The organism is Massilia endophytica (assembly GCF_021165955.1).
GTDB classification, from domain to species: Bacteria; Pseudomonadota; Gammaproteobacteria; order Burkholderiales; family Burkholderiaceae_D; genus Rugamonas; species Rugamonas endophytica.
The window spans coordinates 1,257,998-1,277,759 of the sequence record NZ_CP088952.1 but is presented as its reverse complement, the minus strand read 5'-3'; the positions used below and the strand labels follow the sequence as shown (position 1 = coordinate 1,277,759).

Sequence of the window (19,762 nt, the reverse complement as noted above, 5' to 3'; positions counted from 1 at the left end):
ATTTTAGCCGCCCAGCGACTGCGGCGTTGCCATGCCCTGGTATTCGCCCGCGAGAATGGCGCTGATCTGCTCGATGCTGACCGGTTTCACCAGGTGCCCCTGGAAGCCTGCATCGAAAGCGAGCTGGCGGTCCTTCTGCTGTCCCCAGCCGGTGACCGCCACCAGCACGCATTTGTTCAGCGCGGGCAGGCGCCGCAGCGCGCGCGCCAGATCGTAGCCGTTCAGGTGTGGCAGGCCGATGTCGAGGAAGGCGAAATCCGGCAGGAAGGCTTCCGCCGCGGCCAGCGCCTGCGGCCCGTCGTGGCTGATGTGCACCGTATGGCCCATGGTGCGCAGCAGCGCGCCAATGGCGTTCACGAAGTCGATATTGTCATCCGCCAGCAGAATGCGGAAGGGGCCGGACATGAGTGGAGCGCTCTCCTGCCGCGGAGCTGCGCTCCCGGCGGATGCCATGACAGGCAAGGTTACAACAAACTCGCTGCCCTTCCCTGCTCCTTCGCTGCGAGCGCGGATGGTGCCGCCGTGCAGTTCCACCAGCCTGCGTGCCAGCGAGAGGCCGACACCAAGGCCCGCCGTGGTGCGTTCCAGCGAGGAATCGGCCTGGATGAACATTTCGAAAATCTCGCCCAACATGCCGGGCTCGATGCCGATGCCGTTGTCCACGATGCTGATCGTCAGCTGGCCATTCGTCACGGAAGCGCTGAGGCGGATGGCGCCGCCACGATTCGTGTACTTGGCCGCGTTGTTCAGCAGATTCGATACGATCTGCGCCAGGCGAGTGGCGTCGCCCAGCACATACACTTTCTCTTCGGGCAGCGAGACCGTCAGTGTGTGCCCCTGGGCCTCGATATACGAACGCGCGATCTCCAGCGCGTCGCCGATCACCGCGTGCAGCTCCACCTGCTCGTGGCGGATGGTGAGCTTGCCCGTGTTGATGCGGGAAACGTCCATCAGGTCGTCCACCAGCCGCACCATCTGCTTCAACTGCCGCTCCATGATGGCGCGCGCACGTTCGCCGGCCGCCTTGTCCGCCGGGTTCAGGCGCATGATATCGAGGCCGGTGCGGATGGGCGCCAGCGGGTTGCGCAGCTCGTGCGCCAGGGTGGCGAGGAATTCGTCCTTGCGGCGGTCCGCCAGCAGCAGTGCGCGCTCGGCGCCCTGGCGCACCATCATTTCTTTCTCCAGCGTGAGGTTGGCCTCCTGCAGCGCGTGCGCGCGCCGCCCGATTTCGGCCAGCATGTCGTTGAAGGCATCGACGAGGGTGCCGATTTCGCCACTGGCGCTGCCGGGCACACGCAGGGAGAAGTCCCGTTTCTGCATCACCTCGCGCGCCACGTCCGTCACCGCCGCAAGGGGGCGCGTAATGGCCTGCTGCAGCCCGCTCGCGGCCAGCGCCGCCATCAGCAGGCTGCCCACCATCACGCCGCCCAAAATGATGGCGTAGCTGCTGGCGCGGTCGATCAGGCGGTAGCGCGCGCTCAGGTAGACGGTGCCAATCGTTTCACCGTTCTCCACGATGGGGTGGTAGACCACCATGCGCCCGCCGTCGATAAAGTGGCCCGGCTGGCCAGGACGGTCCGGAAACACGGGGGTTTCCTGGGCCGACTGCGCATAGGAGGCGAACATGGCGCCGTTGGCGCTGTAGATGGCGCCCGCCTGGATCTGCGGACGCACGCGCAGCAAGGCCAGGTTCTGGCGCGCCACAACGGGATCGTTGAAGGTGATGGCGGGCGCGGAAACCGTCGCCACAATTTCGGCCTGCGTGGTGAGGTCGTCCACCCAGTTCTGCTGGAAGGTGCGCAGGTCGTAGACCAGCATCGCTCCCCCCATCGTCACCAGCGCAACAAAGGTGGTGGCCAGCGCCATCATGATCAGCTTGGCGCGCACCGTCCCTTTTTTCAGTATGGCCAACACTAAGGCTTGTCCTTCTGGATATGGTAGGCCACGGAGAGCAGGCGGGAACTCAGGCGCTGGTTGTTCTTCTCCGCGGCGGGCAGCGAGACCTCGAAGCGCACGCGTTCATCGACCATGCGGAAGTTGATGACGGCGCCCAGTTGCAGGCCGTTCTCGATTTCCGTCACGCTCAGCACGGATTTTTCTGTGGCGCTGCGCAGGGCCTGGAGCGGGCGCTCCGCGTCCGCGCCCACGAACAGCATGCTCAGTCCCGTTGCGGGTTCACCTTCGCGCAGGGTGCGCACGGCGACAGGCCGTCCGTTCACCATGCGCCCCTCCGTGATGCGCGCCAATTCCGCCGCGATATCGTCCGCGCCGAGTATGCCCACGGTGAGCGGGCCGGTGGCTTCGGCGGAGAACTCGGCGTAGCCGAGGAACTTGAACAGATAGGCCGCCTTCACGCTGCGTTCGAGCGCGGGAACGCCCGAGGTGGCAGGAGGTGCGCCGCCTGCGAGGCAGGAAAGCGTCAGGCAGGCCATCACCAATGCGAGCAATGCCATCTGCCAGCCCTGCATCGCGGCGGCGAGCGGGAAGGAGCGGCAAGCGTTCAGGGTCGTAGCGCGCATGGGATCAGAAGCGCCAGGTGAGTTTCAGCAGGCCGCTGCGTTCGAACACGCTGCGGCCGGGCGAGGTGCCGAATTCGGCATGCGAGGAATGCAGAAGATTCTGGCCGATCAGGGCCACATCCAGATTGGGCATCGGCTTCCACGTCCATTGCAGGTCCAGTTCATAGTAAGCGGGCACTTGGGGGTTGGCCAGTGCTCCCGTGTAGCGCAATGTCCAGTCCAGCTGGCTGCGCGCGCTCAGGTCGTGCGATGAGCGCAGCAGCCAGTGGCGGTTCGGGTCGTTGGTGGCCAAGCCGGTTCTGGCACTGACGTCCCGGCTGCCCGGTTCCAGGCCCGTGTCCACGCTCTGCACCACCGCGCCCGCGTTCAGGCGCCAGCGTTCCGCAAGCTGCCAGCGCGCCCACAGCTCAAGGCCGCGCACATGGCCGTCGCCCATATTGCGGAATTCCTGCAGGCCGGTATAGGGCAGGTTCGCCGTATTCGGCTCCAGGGTGCGCAGCCGGTCGTACTTCGCATAATACGCCGTTGCCGAAAACGTCCAGCGGGAGGACGGCTGCACGCGGTAGCCCAGCTCCGCCACATTCGCCACTTCCGATTCAAAGGTGGGGCCGCCCGCGATCTGGTAGCGGGGCACGCCGCCGATCATGATCGGCTTGCTGGGGACGTAGATGTCGCGGTCGATGCGGGATGGCGCCCTCACGGTCCGCGCCAGGTTGCCCCACAGGAGATGGCCCGGCGCGAAGCTCCAGCCCAGGCGCACGCCAGGCAGGGTTTCCGCGCCCGTATAGTTGTTGTGCTCGACCTTCATGCCCAGGGTAAGGCGCAGGTTGTCGCGCAGCGCGATTTCATCCTGGACGAAGATGTTCGCCCAGTGCAGCTCCTTGTCCGCTGGGAGGAAGGAGAAGGCCGCGGCGTTGGTCAGGTCGTCACGCGAGAAACGAATGCCGCCACCCCAGGCGATGGCATGGGTATTCCCCAGGCGCAGGTCATGCTGGGCCTCCAGCTCCACCGTGTCCAGCTTTTCGACAAAGGCATTGGGCTGGCTGCGCTCCGTATGGTCCAGCACCATCTGCAGGCGCAGGTTCGACTCGTCGGACAGCTTGCGTGTCCAGCGTCCCACCAGATTGGCGCCCGCAATGCGGATATCGCGCGTGCGCGCTTGCTCCAGCGCTCCCTGGTAGGCATCCCCCGAGATGCTCAGGCCTCCCTGCGTGAGATCCCAGTCGGCGCGAAAACCGGCCTGGCGGCGGCGGAAACCGGTGAACCTGCTGGCCCCGGCCGCGTTGGCCGTGTCGTCCACCTCCACCGTTTTCGCATACGCCCGGTAGTGGCCGCCCTTCGGCAATCTGCCGCCGTAGCGCACCGTGCCGTCGCGGTCGTCGCGTCCCGCGCTCACGCTGACCATGCCGTCCTGCGTGTCCTTGGCCGACCGCGTGATGATGTTGATGACGCCGTTCACCGCGTTCACGCCCCAGATGGTGGCGCCCGGCCCGCTGATTACCTCGATACGCTCGATATCCTCCAGCACCACATCCTGCGCATCCCAGAACACGCCGGAAAACAGGGGGCTGTAGATGCTGCGTCCATCGATCAGCACCAGCAGCTTGTTTGTGAACGCGCTGTTGAAGCCGCGCGCGGTGATCGCATAATTGCGCGCATCGATGCGGGCGACTTGCAGATTGGGAGCCAGGCGCAGCGCCTCGGGAAGGGAGCGCACGCCGCTGCGGCGGATATCGCTGGCGCTGATGATGAAGATGGAGGCCGCCGCGTTCGACAGCCTCTCCTCCTGCCGCGACACGGAGGTAATGACGATATTTTCGAGCTGCTCCAGGGAGAGCTCAGCAATATCCCCGCCGGACGCCTCCTGGCTCCAGGCGAGGGGCGTCCCCAGCGCAAGTCCCAGGACCAGAACGGCCGACGGCATCAGATGTTTGGACACGGAGGGGTCTCGTTTGTTATTGTTGAAAAGAATTATAAGTCTGAAATGCCGGAGTCCCGCGCACGGGATACGCATCCAGGCTTGCAAAGTGGGCTGGAGCCCACACCTGATGGCATCTTTGACAAGAAGAAGGCAAACATGTTCCCCAAACCGCCCCGCCCCGAGCCACCGCGCCGGGCCGTCGCAGTCCAGGTTGTGCAGCAGAAGGTGAAGGCGCCCGAGCTCAAGGTGCTCGTCGTGCCCGAGAAGCCACCTGGCAAGCAAGCTTAGGTATACTCCCCGCATGGAAAAATACACCCGCATGTCGCCCGAATGGGCGCAATGGCTCGACGGCTGCCTGGCCAAGGGCTGCGTCGACAAGGACATCGTCACGGCGATGGTGGCCGCCAACTACGACCCGGACTACTGCCTGAAAGTGGTGGCCGAGCGCCGCGAAGCGCTCTCGCTCAATCCCGTGCAGGGCGAAGGCGGCGAACTGCAGGTCACGCAGAGTACGGAGCCCTACCGCTACGGCACCCCGCGCTTTCCCCAGACCGGCAATGTGATCCGCACCAGCGACCGCTTGGTGCGCGTATCCATGCGGGTCGGCCAGCCCGTGGTGGCAGTGCTGGACAACCTGCTGACGGAAGAAGAATGCGACGGCCTGATCGCGCTCGCGCGCGGCCAGCTCGAACCCTCGGCCACGGTGGACCCGCTCACGGGCCAGAATCAGGTGAAGGACCACCGCACCAGCCAGGGCACCTTCCTCAAGTCCGAAGGCAGTGGACTGATTCAGCGCGTGGAGCGCCGCATCGCTGAAGTGATGAACGTGCCGGTCTCGCACGGCGAGGCGCTGCACATCCTGCACTACCAAGTGGGCGCCGAATACCGGCCCCACTTCGACTACTTCGACCCCGCCAACTCCGGCTTCGCGGCCACGCTCAAGCGCGGCGGCCAGCGCATCAGCACCCTCATCGTCTACCTGAACGACGTGGAAGATGCGGGCGACACCATCTTCCCCAAGATCCACCTCTCTGTGGTGCCGAAGAAAGGCGCGGCGGTCTACTTCGAATACGTCAACGAGTCCGGCCAGCTGGACGAACTCACCCTGCACGGCGGCGCGCCCGTGGTTGCGGGCGAAAAGTGGGTGGCGACCAAATGGATGCGCTTGGGCGAATTCGTATGAGGGATTACATGCCAATCGAACGCAGCGCCATGCCCTGCCACCGTACGCGCCTCTCCGCGGGCGACGGCAGCTTCGAATTCGAGCCGCTGCGCGACAATGCGCTGCTCGTGACCATCTCCGGTTCGGATGTCGGCCAGTTCGGCTACGCGGCCCTGGACGAGATCGGCCTGGCCCTGCTGCGCAAGCCGCCGCTCGAACTGTTCATCGACGCCGAACAGGCCACGCTGGTATCGACGGACGTGAGCAAGCAGTGGACGCAGTTCTTCTCCACCAACCGCCAGTCCCTCAAGCGCGTGAGCGTGCTGACAGGATCGAAGCTGATCAACCTGACGGTGGCAATCGCCCAGCATCTTTCGCAATCGGACAACCTGATTCAGATCTACTCCGACTGCGCCCTCTTCGAGCGTATGATGGCCGACGGCCGATAGTACAGACCGGAAACCGCCCTCGCCCCACCGGCAAAATCGGACTCCGGAGGAACGTTTAGCCAGCTTAGCGATCAATCGCTGGAGAAAAACCGGGCGCAATTACGGCCAGCCTGCTTTGCTTCATACATCGCTTTGTCGGCTTTACGCATGAGCGATTCTAGATTGGCATCATCATCGGGGTAGATCGCAATACCGAGGCTTCCGCTAACCCGCATTTCTTTCTCGTCGGCGAAGAACGGGCTCGCAAGCGCGGCATTGATCTTGGCTGCCACCGCCCCAATCGCGTCCAGGTCCCGCACATCGGCCAGGCTGACCACAAATTCGTCCCCGCCCAACCGGGATAGCGTATCACTCTGTCGCAGGCAGCTTTCAACCCGTCTGGCGATCTGCACCAACAGCTTATCGCCGCAATGATGCCCTAAGGAATCATTGACCTCTTTAAAATGGTCAATGTCAATGAAAATGACCGCCACTCTAGTGTTGTGCCGCTTCGCTTGCAGAAGGTCCCGCTGGACCCGGTCTTGCAACAGGACCCGATTGGGCAGTCCGGTCAACGCATCATGGTCTGCCATGAAACGGATCTGGGCCTCCGCTTGCTTACGTTCGCTGATGTTGATCACCGTCCAACGTACTTCGCTTGCGAGTCCCTCATCCTCCGTATGGCATGTGGCATTGGCCAGGACCGGTACCCGGACCTCGTCCCCCTCCAGCTCGAACTCCACCTGATCAAAATCGAATAGCCAGCCAGACTCCGCTGCTTCAGGAAAGCGTTCCAAGAATGCGTTCCGTGAGTCCTCAGCAACAAGGTCGAGAAAGCGCCGCCGCCCAATGAGAGCCTCTCGATCCCATCCAGTCCAATTGAGCAGCGTGTCGTTAATCTCCACAATTGTTCCGCTACGGTCCAGCGTATGGTATCCGCACGATGCGTTATTGTAGAGCGCCAATATGCGCCGGGAAGACTGCTCGAGCTTGCGATAGGCCTCCAACAAGCGTTGCTGTTGCTCAGCCAGTTCTTGGGTCCGCTGGGCGACTTTCTCTTCCAGCTCTTCATGGTGGGCAGCCAGCTGGCGCTGCAATTCGACAGTCTCGACAGCCCGCTGAACTGTTAGCAAAAAATCATTGGCGTCGAAGGGTTTCAAGATGAAACGGTAAATCTGAGCCCGGTTGATGGAATCGACAATGGCGCCGACGTCCGTAAAACCGGTCACGATGATGCGCACTGCCGCAGGCATTTGGGCCACCAGACGTTCAAACAACTCGACACCGGTCAATCCGGGCATACGTTGATCGCTCACGATGCACGAGAACCCGGCCGTATCAGCCAACGCCTCGATCCGGGACAGTGCCTCTAGGCCGTCCTTAGCCTCCAGCACATCGAAATGTGGCCGCAAGATAGATGCCATCACCTTGCGATTGGCTTCCTCATCGTCGACGACCAGCACGCGATGGGTTTTGGGCGATAGAAGTGCCTCGGCGGTCTGGAATTGAATGAGTTTTTTCTTGCTAAATACGGCCATGGCGAAACCTTGTTTGTTCAGCTCGTGCAGGCATCTTACTGCGAAAACTCATTCGAGGAACCATTCAGCCTCCATCCGCGAGCCAGATTGCTATTTCTGCACTTCGACAGTCATATGCATGCTTGGATGCACCGCGCATTCCACCTCAACCATCCCTGGCTTGTTAAACGTTACCTTGCGGCTCTGGCCCGGTTGATAAGAGCCCAGGTCAAAAGTCTTAGCCTCAGACAAGGAAAAGATATTATGACTTACTGTGTCGTCATTCTTAAATGATACAGTGTCCCCGACTTTGACGACGATTCGCCAGCGGCTGAACTTCATATCTTTCTGCCCGACCTCGACTTCTGCACCATGTACCACTGCGTTAGCGGCGAGCCACAGCGTCGCCAGCATGGCTGCTTGTTTCATTTTTTCTCCTCGAAGGTTAAGACAGTGCGGGCATGCCAGGGACTACGAAAAAGGGCGCGCGGATCGAGGCCGCGTTCCCGCCGTGGTCATTCTCGTGGCAGCTGCGGAAGGTGGAACGGCCGCGGCGGACTGCTCAGGGCAAGAAGGAATGCGACCAGGTCCGCCTGCTCCACCCGGGTTAAGCCGAGCGGTTTAATCTCTGGAGCCAGGTTTGCCCGGGAGCGTCCGCCCGCGTTGTAGTGCTCGATTACCGCTTGCAGCGTCGCGGCCGACCCGTCATGAAAATACGGTGCTGTGTATTCAACGTCGCGCAGTGCGGGGGTCTTGAAGGCGCCCCGCATGGCAGCGATAGGCTTGATCCGGTAACGTCCCGCATCGGCTTCACGATGTGCTCCCGACGCCAGCCCGACATTGTGGAAGCCGCCGTCTGTAAAGTTGGGGGCCGCATGACAAGCCACGCAATTGGCGCGTCCACGGTCCATGAACAATGCAAATCCACGCAACTGCTGAGGAGTCAGGGCGCCTGGCTCACCAGCCAGCCAACGGTCGAAAGGGGAGTTTCGGCTCACCACGGTTCGCTCGAAACTGGCGATCGCCTTGCCCAGGGTGTCCCGGCCAATCGGCTCGTTGGGGTAAGCGCGCGCAAACGCTTGCTGGTAGTCGGGGCTGCGCTTGAACCAGCGAAGGACCTGCTCCAGATCGGCGTTCATTTCCACCGCCGAATCGAGCGGCGCCAAGGCCTGCTCCTCCAAGGTGTTCTTGCGACCATCCCACATCAGGAGAGCGTTATAGGCCGCGTTCACGATGCTTGGCGAGGATCGCGGCAGGGTTTGTCCGAATTGCCCGCGTGCTGTGCCCAATCCATCGGACCAGCCCAACATTGGGTTATGGCAGCTTGCACAGGCCATGCTCCGGGTGCCCGAAAGGCGCGGATCGAAGAACAGCATCTTTCCAAGCGCCACCCGGTCGGCGTTCGGTATGTTGTCGCGGGGAGCAGGCGGAGCGGACGGCAGGCGCCAGCGCTGATACGCAGATGGGTTTGGCGCCACGGATGCGGCCGAGGTAGTGCCGCGCGATGGCACCAATGAAAACCCTGCCAACGCCAGGGCTCCCATGAGTGCAACTGACTTCAAAGAAACGGTCATCATTCACTCCCGCGGAAATAGCTGGCCAGAGTGGCGCCGAACCAACCCGCAGAATGTAGCGCAGCATCGATTACGAATACATAACGCATACCGCGCAAGGCGATGCGTATGCTATTCGTAATGCCAAAGAGGATAAGGTTTCGGTCAGGCGACAAGGGTCGCTTGCCAGCCCAGGCCCTGTGATGTACTACTTTCGTAACCACCTTCTTCGTCCGTTGGCCAGCCTCAGCTGGAAAGTGCGGATCCGTGTGTTCGCCGGCCTGCTCGCAGCCTGCATACTCGCTGTGGGCATCGGCGGCGCCGTCGCGCTGGTCTATGTAAGCCAAGTATTGCAAATGCAATATGGAGGCGCCCGCCACCGTTGCGAGGTCGCAGCGGCAGCTCGTGTCGCGGTAGTCGCACTGGACCGTGCACATGCCCGGCTGCTGCTGGCCACGGAACCTGAGCAGCAACGCCTTGAAGCCATCGCTGCAATCCGGGCGGCCGCCCAACTTGAAGACGGACTGAATGAACTTGAACGGGCCATTCCGGTTGATTCCCGGCTGCGTCGGCTGAACGAAATGCAGCGTGAGTTGGTGGCGCAACGGATTGTATTGATCGAGACCATCAAGGCCCGTCAGCCCTTGACTGCGCGCGATATCGTCGCCCGGATGGCGCCGTCAGTTCGCCAGATTGAGGCTTTGGTGGTGGGCGTCGCCGATGATCAGAAGGCCATCGTGGTGGCCAGCGAGCTTCATGCCCGCCGGGTGGCCGAGCTGGCGGTAGCGGCATTAGTCACCTTCACGTTGACCACCCTGGCGCTGGCCGGTGTCACCGCCGGCCTGTTCGTCCGCCTGCTCGGTCGCTTTGTCAACCGCCTGCGAACAAGCGAACGCAACCTGCGCTCGCACAACCAGGTGCTGGAAATGCTGACCACTGGCGCGGAGCTCGACAAGATATTGCAGGCGATCTGCACGATGGTGCGCCGGGAAACCGGCGCGCGCCAGTGCCGGATTGTCCTGGCGGACAGCGGGCCAATGCCACTGCTGCCGGGCATAGCCGTGTTCGGCAGAGACAGCCGCACCGTTGCGTGGATCGACCTCGATCCGCACGAGCACAGCCCCGCACGGCAGCGGCTGCGCGCCGCTGCCCGCCTGACGGCCCTGGCCATCGAGCGGGCCAAGGTACTAGAAGAACAGGAGCTTGCCGCGCTGGTCTACCGAAACAGCAGCCAGGCGATGATCGTCACGGACGGTCTTGGCAATATCATCGCTGTGAATCCGGCGTTCGTGGCCGTCACAGGCTATGGCACCGATGAGGTTATTGGGCGCAACGCCCGTCTGCTCGGCTCCGGCAGGCACAACGTCGCATTCTTCTCGACACTGTGGTCTGCGCTGGAGCAGGACGGCAGCTGGAAAGGCGAGATGTGGAACAGACACCGCGACGGGACGATCTACCCGGCTTCCTTTTCAATCAACTCCATCCGTTCCAGCGATCCGCGCGCCACGCGTTACGTCGCCTTGTTTTCAGACGTCAGCACCAGGAAGGCAGCGGAGGATCTCATCTGGCGCCAGGCCAATTTCGACTACTTGACCGGGCTCGCCAACCGCAAGCAGCTGCATGAACGGCTGCAGGAGGAACTGGGGCGCGCCGAGCGGACCGGGACCACACTGGCACTGCTGCTGCTGGACCTGGACGGCTTCAAGGACATCAACGACACCCTCGGACACGACCGTGGCGACCTGCTGCTGCGCCAGGCATCCGACCGGATTGCCAAGTGCGTTTCCCCCAGCGATCTGGTGGCGCGGCTCGGCGGCGACGAATTCACCGTCCTGCTGACCGGCGCGGGTAGCGAGGGCAGCATCGCGCAGCGCGCCGACGCCATCCGTCGATGCCTGGCGCAACCGTACATCCTGGCGGACGAGAGCGTGTACGTTTCAGCCAGCATCGGCATCACGCTCTTCCCGCGGGACGGCGACACCATTCATGCCGTTCTGCGGAATGCGGACCAGGCCATGTATGCGGCGAAGGCCCAGGGCCGCGATCGCGTCAATTTCTTTGAACCGCACATGGAGGCGGCCGTACGTCAACGTATGGAATTGACGCAAGCGCTCCGCACTGCTTTCACGAACGATGAGTTGACGCTGCATTATCAACCCATTGTCGAACTGGCGACCGGCGCTGCAACCAAGGCGGAAGCCTTACTGCGCTGGCACTGCCCGCAACGCGGCTGGGTCAGTCCAGCCGCTGCCATCGCGGCTGCCGAGCAGGGCCGCCTGATCTCCGATATCGGCAACTGGGTCTTTCTTCGCGCAGCACAGCAAGCAATGCATATGCGCCACGCAGGCCTGTGCCACTTCCAAGTCAGCGTCAATGTCTCTCCTGTGCAGTTTGCTGCTGCCGACGAGCTCCTGGAGCAATGGCCGGCCGCGCTGCAACAGCTTTCCCTGCCTGGCGAGGCGGTGGCCGTCGAGATCACGGAGGGCTTGCTGCTGGACGCCAGCCCTACCGTACGCGCCAGGCTGGACAGGCTGCGGGCGGCAGGCATGGCAGTTTCCATCGATGACTTCGGAACCGGCTACTCGTCCCTGTCCTACTTGAGCAAGTTTCCCCTCGATTATGTGAAGATCGACCAGTCCTTCGTCAGCGAACTCGCGCCAGGCAACGCCACACTGGCGGTTTGCGAAGCGGTGATCGTTATGGCTCACAAGCTCGGGCTCAAGGTGATTGCCGAGGGCATCGAAACTGCGGAGCAGATGCGCCTGCTGGCAGCGGCCGGATGCGACTACGGTCAAGGCTACTGGTTTGCCCGGCCCATGCCTGCCGCCGACCTGGAGGACTGGCTGCAAGCGCGACTGAGCGCTGCCCCGGCCGCCCAGCCAGGGGCGCTCCCTGCCGATGGAGGGCCCCAAAGCCCGACCTTACTCTTTGATTACCGTTAGAAAAAATGGCCGTAATTGCACCATGACCGCCCCCCCTGCAACCCATCCCCCATTGCTAGAATCTCCCCTAACCGCGTTGGACGGAATGCACCTTGGCCGATGGCCGCCGCGTTTCCGTTTCCTCGCAGGATACTGCACCAATATCGGCATGGGATGGTCATGAAGGCACAACCACACCAGGGCATGCAACAAGCACAATCGGCCGCTGCGCCGATACGCTACGCCAAACTGGAGCGCCCGCGCGTGCACGACGCGCTACCGAGGGAACGCCTGTTCGCGCTCCTTGATGAGGCTCGCCCGCACAGTCCGGTCATCTGGATCACGTCACCGCCCGGGGCGGGAAAATCCACTCTGGCGGCCAGCTATTTGGCCCATGCACAGCCTCCCTCTTCGGTGTGGTACCAGGTCGACCAGAGCGACGCCGACCCGGCCACCTTCTTTTTTTTTCTCGGCGCCGCGCTTCAGGCGGGCCCGCAAGCCATTGCCTGGACCTCGCCTGCCCCCGATCGCGACCTGCGCCATGCTGCGCGGCTGTTTTTCCGGGACCTGTATGCGCGAATGCCAGCGGGATCGATCATGGTCCTGGACAATGTTCAGGAGCTCGCCTGCCAAGCCGACAGCCAGCTGCTCGACATCCTGATCGGTGAGGTGCCGGCCGCCCTGACACTGCTCCTCCTGAGCCGGGAAGCCCCCCCGCTCCGCATGGCGCGCCTCGAAATCGCAGGCACCATGCGTACCGTCGGCTGGGAAGATTTGCGGCTGGACCAGCACGAAGTGCGCCAGATCGTTCAGCTGAAAAACGACGCCGATCCTCAGCAGCGGGCTTGGCTCGACCTGGTGGACGGCTGGGTCGCCGGGGTTGTCCTGCTGAAGAACCTGAGCAAGGCCGGCGCCGCAGCACCTCACCTGCCGAGCCGGGAAGCGGTGTTCCGCTACTTCGCCGGGGAGATCCTGGAACGCATGCCGCCGGCCTGGCAACGATTGCTGTTGTTGCTGTCGTGTTTGCCCGGCGTGTCAGCGGCAGACGCTGAACGCTTGACCGGCGATGCGGCCGCGCCGAAATTGCTGAGTCAGCTCTATCATAACCGTCTGTTCGTGGACCGCCGCGGGAGCGCCCACCAGACCTACCATTTCCACGCGTTGTTCCGCGAGTTCCTCCAGCTCGAGGCCAAACAACGGTTGGCGCCAGGCGAACGCGCGCGACTGCTCGAACGCGCAGCCGACATCCTGGACGACCAGGGTCGAACCGACGAGGCGGCGCAGCTGTATCTGGAAGCCCGGTCGCCGGACGGCCTGTGCCGCCTGCTGCTGCGGCGCGCCCAGTTCATGCTGGCGGCCGGCCGGGGCCAGAGCTGGCGGGAATGGATGAGCTGCCTGCCGGCGGACCAGGCTGATTCCGAACCCTGGTTACTGTACTGGCACGGCGTCTCGCTGCACCACGTGGCCACGCGGCGTGGCCGCGACATTCTCCTGCGCGCGGAAGAGGCTTTCCGCTTGCGCGGCGACCGGCCGGCGCAACTGCAAGCGGTGGCCGCAATCATTGACAGCTACGACCTCGAATGGGGAGAGGTGGGCAGCCTCGCCCACTGGATCGATGCCCTGGCTGAGGGCCTCGCAAGCTTGCCGCCGGACGCGCTCGATGCGCCGGTGGCGCTGCGGCTCCACTCGCGCTTGCTGCTCGCCGTCTTGATCGCGGCGCCGAACTCGGCGCTGTTGACCGAAGCGGCAAGCAACACCCTCCGCCTCGTCCATCAAGTCAGCGATCCGACCGAACTGCTCGCGGCCGGATCCATCCTCTTGCGCTACCATGACTGGGCTGATGACGGCGACACGGCGCAGCGCCTAGTTGCCGAATTGGGCCAGATCGCCGCTGACGACGCCGTCAGCCCGTTCCATCGCTTGTGGTGGTACTCGAACGTGACGCGTTGGCACAATAAGGATGGCAATTATCGTGAAGCCAGGGAGACCACCGGCGCGGTCAAACGCATCGTTGGCAATCTCAACCTCGATCCGCTGCTGTTTCAGTTTCTCGAAGCCCACCATCTCCTAGGCAGCCGCGACCTGCCCGCTGCGCGCGCACTGCTGGACCAGATGCGCCCTGCCGTGGCAAGCGCACGCCCGACCGAGCTCGCCAATCTGAGCCTTCTGGAGGCCCAGTGGCGGGCCTTGGCCGGCGATCCCGTGGGCGCCCTGCACAGCGCGAAAGAGGCCCTTCAGCAGGCCGAGCACGCCCGCCTTGCGCCAATCGACCTGGCCCGCTTTACGAGCTTCCTGGCCAATTGCCATGTAGTGGCGGGGGAAGCGGCTGAGGCCGAAGCCTGCTACGCGCGCGCCGCCCAGCATGCCCATGGATTCGATGGCTTGCTGGTCAAGGAATGGCGCCAGTTTGCCCAAGCCTACCAACTGGAGCGCACAGGGCAACGGGCGGCGGCGCGCACCGTGCTGCAGGCCGCCTTCAGTGCGCACCGTGCGCGCCAGGCCACGACTCTGTTCGACACCTGCCCGCCGCTGGCGGCCGCGCTGGCGGCCCAGGCCCTGCTGGCCAGCATTGAGGTTGCACATGTGCAAAACCTGATCGTGCGCCAGCAGCTGAGGGCGCCGCATCGGCTGATTGCCAATTGGCCGTGGCCGGTGGCCGTGCGCACCCTGGGCAAATTCGAAATCAGCCTTCATGGCCAGCCGGTCACATGGCAGGGCAAGGCTCAGCAAAGGCCTTTGGCCCTGCTGAAGGTCCTGCTGGCAGCGGGCGAAACCGGCAAGCCACAACAGGCCATTGCCGGCCATCTCTGGCCGGATGTGGACGATCCGAAATCAGCCCTGAGCGTCACCGTGCACCGCCTGCGCAAACTGCTCGGCAATGACGCGGCGGTCCTGGTCCACGCCGGCCGCATTGTGCTCAATCCCACCGAAGTCTGGTCCGACCTCGATGCCATGCTGCCGCTGTGCGACCGGATCGATGGCCTGGAGGCTGGCGTCCCCCAGTCCGAGCTGGCTGAACTGGCCATAGGCCTGCTTGAGCTCTACAGAGGGCAGTTCTGCGACGGCGACGAAGACAGCTGGCTGGCCGCGGCCCGCGACCGCAGCCGCAACCGGTTCCTGGCGGCCGTCGGCCATCTTGGACAACGCCTGGAAGCTACGGCCCAGTGGGGCACCGCCCACCAACTCTACTTGCAGGCAATGCAGGCCGAGCCACTGGCCGAAGCCACCTATCGGGGCCTGATGCGCTGCGCCCACGCCCAGCATGACCCAGCCGCTGCGTTCAGTCTGTACCGCCGGTGCCGCGACACCTTGTCAATCGTGCTGGGGCGCAAACCTTCCGAGGACACCGAGCGCCTTGCCGTCGAACTCGGCCTGAGGAGCTGACCCCGGGGATTCCTGCCACTGCGACCGGCGCGGTATATTATCAAAACCGCCCATTCAATTGAAAGCTGCCCACAATGTTCTTCGACAAGCAAAAACTGGAGCAGTCCCGTGCGCCGGAACTCCCGGCAGGGGACCGCTACACCATTATGATTATCGATGACAAGGACGCCAACCTGGCGGTCATGACAGCAGTGCTGCGCCCGCACTACCACCTGGTGGAAGCGCGGGACGGCCAGGAAGCACTGACCATCCTCGAACGCATGGCGGAGCGCGAGCAGCTGGCATGCATCATCAGCGACCAGCGCATGCCCGGGCTGAGCGGCGTCGAACTCCTGGAAAAGGTGCACGCCCTGCTGCCACACACGACACGCATCATTGTGAGTGGTTACATCGATGTGGACGCCGTCGTCGATTCGATCAACAAAGCTGAAATCCACCGCTTTATTGCAAAGCCGTTCGACGCACATGAATTCTTGTCCGCCGTGAGACGGGCCGTCACGCAGTTCGAACGACAGCGCACCGCCACGGTGGAACACGCAGCCCGCGAGCAGGAAGTGCAGCAGCTGAGCGCTGCCTTGCGTGCAGCCGAGGCACGCATCGCCCAGCTGGAAGGCAGCGCCAGCCCTTCGCGGCCGTCCTCCTGAGGCTTGCGCCGCGATCGCCCTGGCGGCGCCGGCCCAGCGGCCCCGGGGCCGCCAGCTTGAACGCGGCGGCTCAGCCGCCGCTGCGGGCATCACTGCTCAAAGGCGCCGATATCCGGACCGGCACCCAGAGCCCGGGCAGCGCCTCCAAAATCGGTCGTGCCCGCGATATCTGGCGGCAGGACTTGGCCGTGGTCGATCGCCCAGCTGCCGGCACGCAGCCGGAAGTCGGCCTCCATCAGAGGGTCCAGATAGGCGGATGCCAGGTCGTTGCCGGTCGCCCGGAATTGCGCCAGACCGCGGTAGCTGGCTTTGCGCCAGTGCCAGATACCCTGCCCAGTCGTCGCAAAGTAAAGATTGTTGTCCATGATGAGCGGCTGCGCGCTCGAGGTATTGTAGTTGCTGGTGAATAGTCCCTGCTCGTTCGCGCTCACGATATTGTTTCGGAACTCATTGTTGGTGGAATAGAACTGGATCTGCACTTCCCCCAGGCCGGAACGCTGGGTATCGTTCTGGTAGAGTGTGTTGTGCACAAAGCTGCAGCGATCCGTGCCGCCGACCCGGCTGCTATAGCCGCCAAGCGATATCCCGGTAGTTGTATTGAGGAAGATCAGGTTGCTGCGGACTGTGACGAAGTCGCTCAGCTTGCCCCTGTGCTCGCTGGCGACTTCGATGCCGATGTCGTTATGGTCGACCGTATTGCGCTCAATCAGGATGCGCGTCCCGCCATCCACATAGATGCCATCGGCCGCATATTCATTTCCATACGCCGGGTTGCCGTAGGAACTGATGTGATGCACGTGATTGCCACTGATGACTCCGTCCCGCGCCCTGTCGTATGCCGCCATCGGCGCGGTGCCTTCGTAACCAATCGCATCGATGCCAATGTTATCGTTGTCGTGGATCAGATTGTTGGTGATCTGCCAGCGCTCGACATTGCCATTCACCACCACGGACTCGCTTGCGCCGGTGTTCAGGTAGGACACCTCATTTCCGTCGATCACGAGGTCCGAGATCGACGCCGGTGCCTGCGTGCCGAACACGGCGATGCCGAAAGCGTTGCCATTCGCCGCCGTGGTACGGATGTGGTGAATCTTGTTTGACCGCAGTTCGACCCGGCTGCCGGCTCCTATCACCACCAGTCCGGCAGGCGCCGCCGACGCCGAAGCGGTAGCATAGTTGCGGAGTTCGAAGCCGACCACCCGCACATCACTGACGTTCTTCAGGGTGACCAGCCCGGACGGATTGCCGTCCGCGGGGGGCGCAAGGGCGCTCCCGTCGAGCACCGGGGTCTCCTGGGGATAGGCTTGCAAAACCAGCGGCCCGGTGCTTTGGTTTCCTGAAGCGGTGATGAGCACGCGCTCGCTGTACACTCCGCCCCGCACCAGCACGGTGACGCCGGGTCCGGCATTCTGCACTGCCCGCTGCACGCTGCGCCAGGGCTGCTCAAGGGAACCGGCCGCCTGATCGTTTCCGTCCGGGGCCACATAGTAGCTACCGGGCGCCAGCAGCGCCGAGACGGCCAGCGCCTGCCCGCCCCCCGTGTGGGAAGCCGATACCGCACCGTCCACGCCGGCCGGCGTGGCAATGCCTCCCCCGCAGCCAGTCAGGAGCGCCGCCATAGCCCAAAGTGGGTACCAGCCTGCCGCGCGCTGCACACGCATCGTCCATCGAGATCTCATGTTACCCCGCAAGTAAAAAAGAAGAGGAAGTGGGGGCGCGTTTACGCCGCCACCGGATAAAACAGCAAGTATCAAGCCGAGCAGGAACTGCCGGCCATATGCAGCCCGGACGCCCGCCATGCCGACGCGCCGGCCGCGCCAGCGCGACGGCGCCGCCAGCATACGCACGCCCCGCTTACCGGTCGTATACACATACCGGGCCGGCGATCGGTACACAATCCGTAGCTCGCCCCGCGCTACAGTGCCGGGCATGGGTTCGTGGCCACCGGCACCGCCCTGTCGAAAGGACTTTGCCATGCAAGCCGACTTCGCCCTGCGGCTGTTTTCCGACCTGCTGTGGACCGCAGTGCTGATCTGCCTGCCAGTGCTGGCCGTCACCATGCTGGTCGGCCTGCTGGTGAGCGTGATCCAGGTGGTCACCCAGATCCAGGACATGTCGCTGACCTTCATCCCCAAGACGGTTGCTGCGGTCGTCGCCCTGACCGTATTCGGCCCATGGATGCTGCGCAAGCTGGTTGCCTACGCCAGCAGCTTGATCCTGAACATTCCCAACGCTTTCTAGAGCCATGCTGCTGGAGGTCGCTCATCCGTGGATTGTCGCCGTCCTTCTTTGCGCGACCCGGATCGGCATCGTGCTGCAACTGACTCCGTTACTGAGCGGTTTCGGGGTGCCGGTGCGGATCAAGGTCGCGCTCGTGTTAGCGATATCGGCCGCCTGCGTCTCCCGGCTGGCGCCTCCGGCATCGGCCGCGCCCGCCGACCTGGCCGGCCTCGCCTTGGCCCTGGTCGCAGAACTCGGCAATGGGGCACTGTTCGCGTACGGGGTCAGCGCCGCGTTTGGCGCCGTCGCGTTTGCGGGCAAGGTGCTGGACATCCAGTCGGGATTTGGACTGGGCAACGTGTTCGACCCCGTTACACGCAGCCAGGCGCCGCTGCTGGGCGCGATCCTGGGTCAGCTGAGCATCGTTGTGTTCTTCCTGAGTGACGCCCACCATACCTTGCTGCGTGGCTTGCGCTTTTCGCTCGAGCAGCTCCCCCTGGGACAGGCCCTCCAAATTGCCGATCCCGGCCTGCTCGTTGCACAGTTCGGGACCATTTTCAGCCTGGGCCTCGTCCTGGCCGGACCGGTCGCCTTCCTGCTGTTCCTGCTCGACATTGGCCTCGCCGTCGTGTCGCGCACCATGCCGCAGATGAATGTGCTCATGCTGGGAACGCCCCTCAAGGCCGGGCTTTCACTGGGCATGCTCGCGGCGCTGGGGCCGCAGCTAGGTCCGGTGCTGCAGCGCATTTTCGCTGCGCTGTTCAATTTTTGGACGGCCTTGCTGTGAGCGCTCAATCGAAACGCCGGGCACGCGCACCTGCGACACGCCAAGCACGATGGTGGGAGCGGTCATGACCAGTCAGGCATGGCCTCAAGCTTGGCCACGATTGCCGCCATGTCGCGGTTGAGTGGAAGATTTGTGTGGTTCCATGCCATGCCACGCTGCAGCAGGCGACGCCCCTCGTCCAGGCGTTCCGCGGCAACGGCCAAGAGGCCCTCTTTGAACAGGTATAGGAAATGCTCAGGTCCTAAAGCATCCAATGCCCCCCACACGGCGCGTGCATCCGCGCCCCGGCCGGACGTCAGGTGCAAAAGGCCAAGCTGAAACCTGGCAACGTGCAGCGAGGGGTCGCATTGCAGCGCCTGTTCCAAGTGGGCACAGCCGTCGTCTGGCCGCCCCAGCTGTGCATACTCCGCCCCCAGGAGAGCATGAGCCAGAGCATTTGCCGGCGCCCGCACAATTGCCTGTTCAAGCAGAGCCACTGCCTGTTCGCGTTGACCACTTTGCATGCAGCTCAAACCCAGCTGCAGCAAGTGGTCCACCGCCGCCGTCCTATCGGTCGTGTCCATGACGATCCCTCCTTCGCAAATGGCCCACAATCTTGACATGGACTAGTCCGACAGTGCGAAGCTGCCGCGTCAACGGTAACTTATCGGTAATCCAGGCTCCGCTGGCGTGTGTCGCCGCCAAATGCCGGCGACCCGCCCCGCGC

Annotated in this window: 15 protein-coding genes; 7 read left to right on the top strand and 8 right to left on the bottom strand. The window is 63.5% G+C overall.

Features of this window, described 5'->3' with window-relative positions; all coding sequences use genetic code 11:
* Nucleotides 1-3 precede the first annotated feature (3 nt).
* The 3 genes from LSQ66_RS05895 to LSQ66_RS05885 are packed head-to-tail and all read right to left on the bottom strand — an operon-like array spanning nt 4 to nt 4,458.
* Nucleotides 4-1,911 carry an ATP-binding protein gene (locus tag LSQ66_RS05895; protein WP_231768862.1) on the bottom strand — a complete coding sequence of 636 codons (1,908 nt, stop codon included), beginning with the start codon at nt 1,909-1,911 and terminating at the stop codon, nt 4-6.
* A 2-nt stretch (nt 1,912-1,913) separates the two neighbouring features.
* Nucleotides 1,914-2,519 (bottom strand): YfiR family protein, encoded by a 606-nt coding sequence (locus LSQ66_RS05890; RefSeq protein WP_231768861.1) that lies wholly within the window; start codon nt 2,517-2,519, stop codon nt 1,914-1,916.
* A gap of 4 nt (nt 2,520-2,523) precedes the next feature.
* On the bottom strand, nt 2,524-4,458 hold the full coding sequence (locus tag LSQ66_RS05885; RefSeq protein WP_231768860.1) for a TonB-dependent receptor plug domain-containing protein: 1,935 nt from the start codon (nt 4,456-4,458) through the stop codon (nt 2,524-2,526).
* Between the two features lie 283 nt (nt 4,459-4,741).
* Between LSQ66_RS05885 and LSQ66_RS05880 the strand changes: the two genes are divergently transcribed.
* Nucleotides 4,742-5,623 (top strand): 2OG-Fe(II) oxygenase, encoded by an 882-nt coding sequence (locus LSQ66_RS05880; RefSeq protein ID WP_231768859.1) that lies wholly within the window; start codon nt 4,742-4,744, stop codon nt 5,621-5,623.
* A gap of 8 nt (nt 5,624-5,631) precedes the next feature.
* Complete coding sequence (locus tag LSQ66_RS05875; RefSeq protein ID WP_231768858.1) at nt 5,632-6,051, top strand: hypothetical protein; 420 nt, start codon at nt 5,632-5,634, stop codon at nt 6,049-6,051.
* A gap of 71 nt (nt 6,052-6,122) precedes the next feature.
* Here LSQ66_RS05875 and LSQ66_RS05870 read toward each other — a convergent pair whose 3' ends face one another.
* From LSQ66_RS05870 to LSQ66_RS05860, 3 genes are all read right to left on the bottom strand, one after another.
* Nucleotides 6,123-7,568 carry a diguanylate cyclase domain-containing protein gene (locus tag LSQ66_RS05870; protein WP_231768857.1) on the bottom strand — a complete coding sequence of 482 codons (1,446 nt, stop codon included), beginning with the start codon at nt 7,566-7,568 and terminating at the stop codon, nt 6,123-6,125.
* A gap of 90 nt (nt 7,569-7,658) precedes the next feature.
* Nucleotides 7,659-7,976, bottom strand: coding sequence for a methylamine utilization protein (locus LSQ66_RS05865; protein ID WP_231768856.1), 318 nt, complete (start codon nt 7,974-7,976; stop codon nt 7,659-7,661).
* A gap of 86 nt (nt 7,977-8,062) precedes the next feature.
* Complete coding sequence (locus tag LSQ66_RS05860) at nt 8,063-9,124, bottom strand: cytochrome-c peroxidase (RefSeq protein ID WP_231768855.1); 1,062 nt, start codon at nt 9,122-9,124, stop codon at nt 8,063-8,065.
* 179 nt (nt 9,125-9,303) lie between these two features.
* On the opposite strand from LSQ66_RS05860, the gene LSQ66_RS05855 reads away from it, so the two are divergent.
* From LSQ66_RS05855 to LSQ66_RS05845, 3 genes are all read left to right on the top strand, one after another.
* Nucleotides 9,304-12,042 (top strand): putative bifunctional diguanylate cyclase/phosphodiesterase, encoded by a 2,739-nt coding sequence (locus tag LSQ66_RS05855; RefSeq protein ID WP_231768854.1) that lies wholly within the window; start codon nt 9,304-9,306, stop codon nt 12,040-12,042.
* A 99-nt stretch (nt 12,043-12,141) separates the two neighbouring features.
* Complete coding sequence (locus tag LSQ66_RS05850; RefSeq protein WP_231768853.1) at nt 12,142-15,405, top strand: BTAD domain-containing putative transcriptional regulator; 3,264 nt, start codon at nt 12,142-12,144, stop codon at nt 15,403-15,405.
* Nucleotides 15,406-15,479: 74 nt separating this feature from the next.
* Entirely contained in the window at nt 15,480-16,049 is a 570-nt protein-coding gene (locus LSQ66_RS05845; RefSeq protein WP_231768852.1) for a response regulator, read from the top strand.
* 89 nt (nt 16,050-16,138) lie between these two features.
* Here the strand turns inward: LSQ66_RS05845 and LSQ66_RS05840 are convergent, their stop codons facing one another.
* Nucleotides 16,139-17,890 (bottom strand): right-handed parallel beta-helix repeat-containing protein, encoded by a 1,752-nt coding sequence (locus LSQ66_RS05840; RefSeq protein ID WP_231768851.1) that lies wholly within the window; start codon nt 17,888-17,890, stop codon nt 16,139-16,141.
* 133 nt (nt 17,891-18,023) lie between these two features.
* Between LSQ66_RS05840 and LSQ66_RS05835 the strand changes: the two genes are divergently transcribed.
* Both LSQ66_RS05835 and LSQ66_RS05830 read left to right on the top strand, forming a co-directional pair.
* Complete coding sequence (locus LSQ66_RS05835) at nt 18,024-18,290, top strand: flagellar biosynthetic protein FliQ (RefSeq protein WP_231768850.1); 267 nt, start codon at nt 18,024-18,026, stop codon at nt 18,288-18,290.
* Nucleotides 18,291-18,294: 4 nt separating this feature from the next.
* The gene (locus LSQ66_RS05830) at nt 18,295-19,056 is read left to right on the top strand and encodes a flagellar biosynthetic protein FliR (RefSeq protein WP_231768849.1); all 762 of its coding nucleotides are present in this window, start codon (nt 18,295-18,297) and stop codon (nt 19,054-19,056) included.
* A gap of 62 nt (nt 19,057-19,118) precedes the next feature.
* On the opposite strand, the gene LSQ66_RS05825 is transcribed toward LSQ66_RS05830, so the two are convergent.
* The gene (locus LSQ66_RS05825; RefSeq protein ID WP_231768848.1) at nt 19,119-19,619 is read right to left on the bottom strand and encodes a tetratricopeptide repeat protein; all 501 of its coding nucleotides are present in this window, start codon (nt 19,617-19,619) and stop codon (nt 19,119-19,121) included.
* Nucleotides 19,620-19,762: the final 143 nt, after the last annotated feature.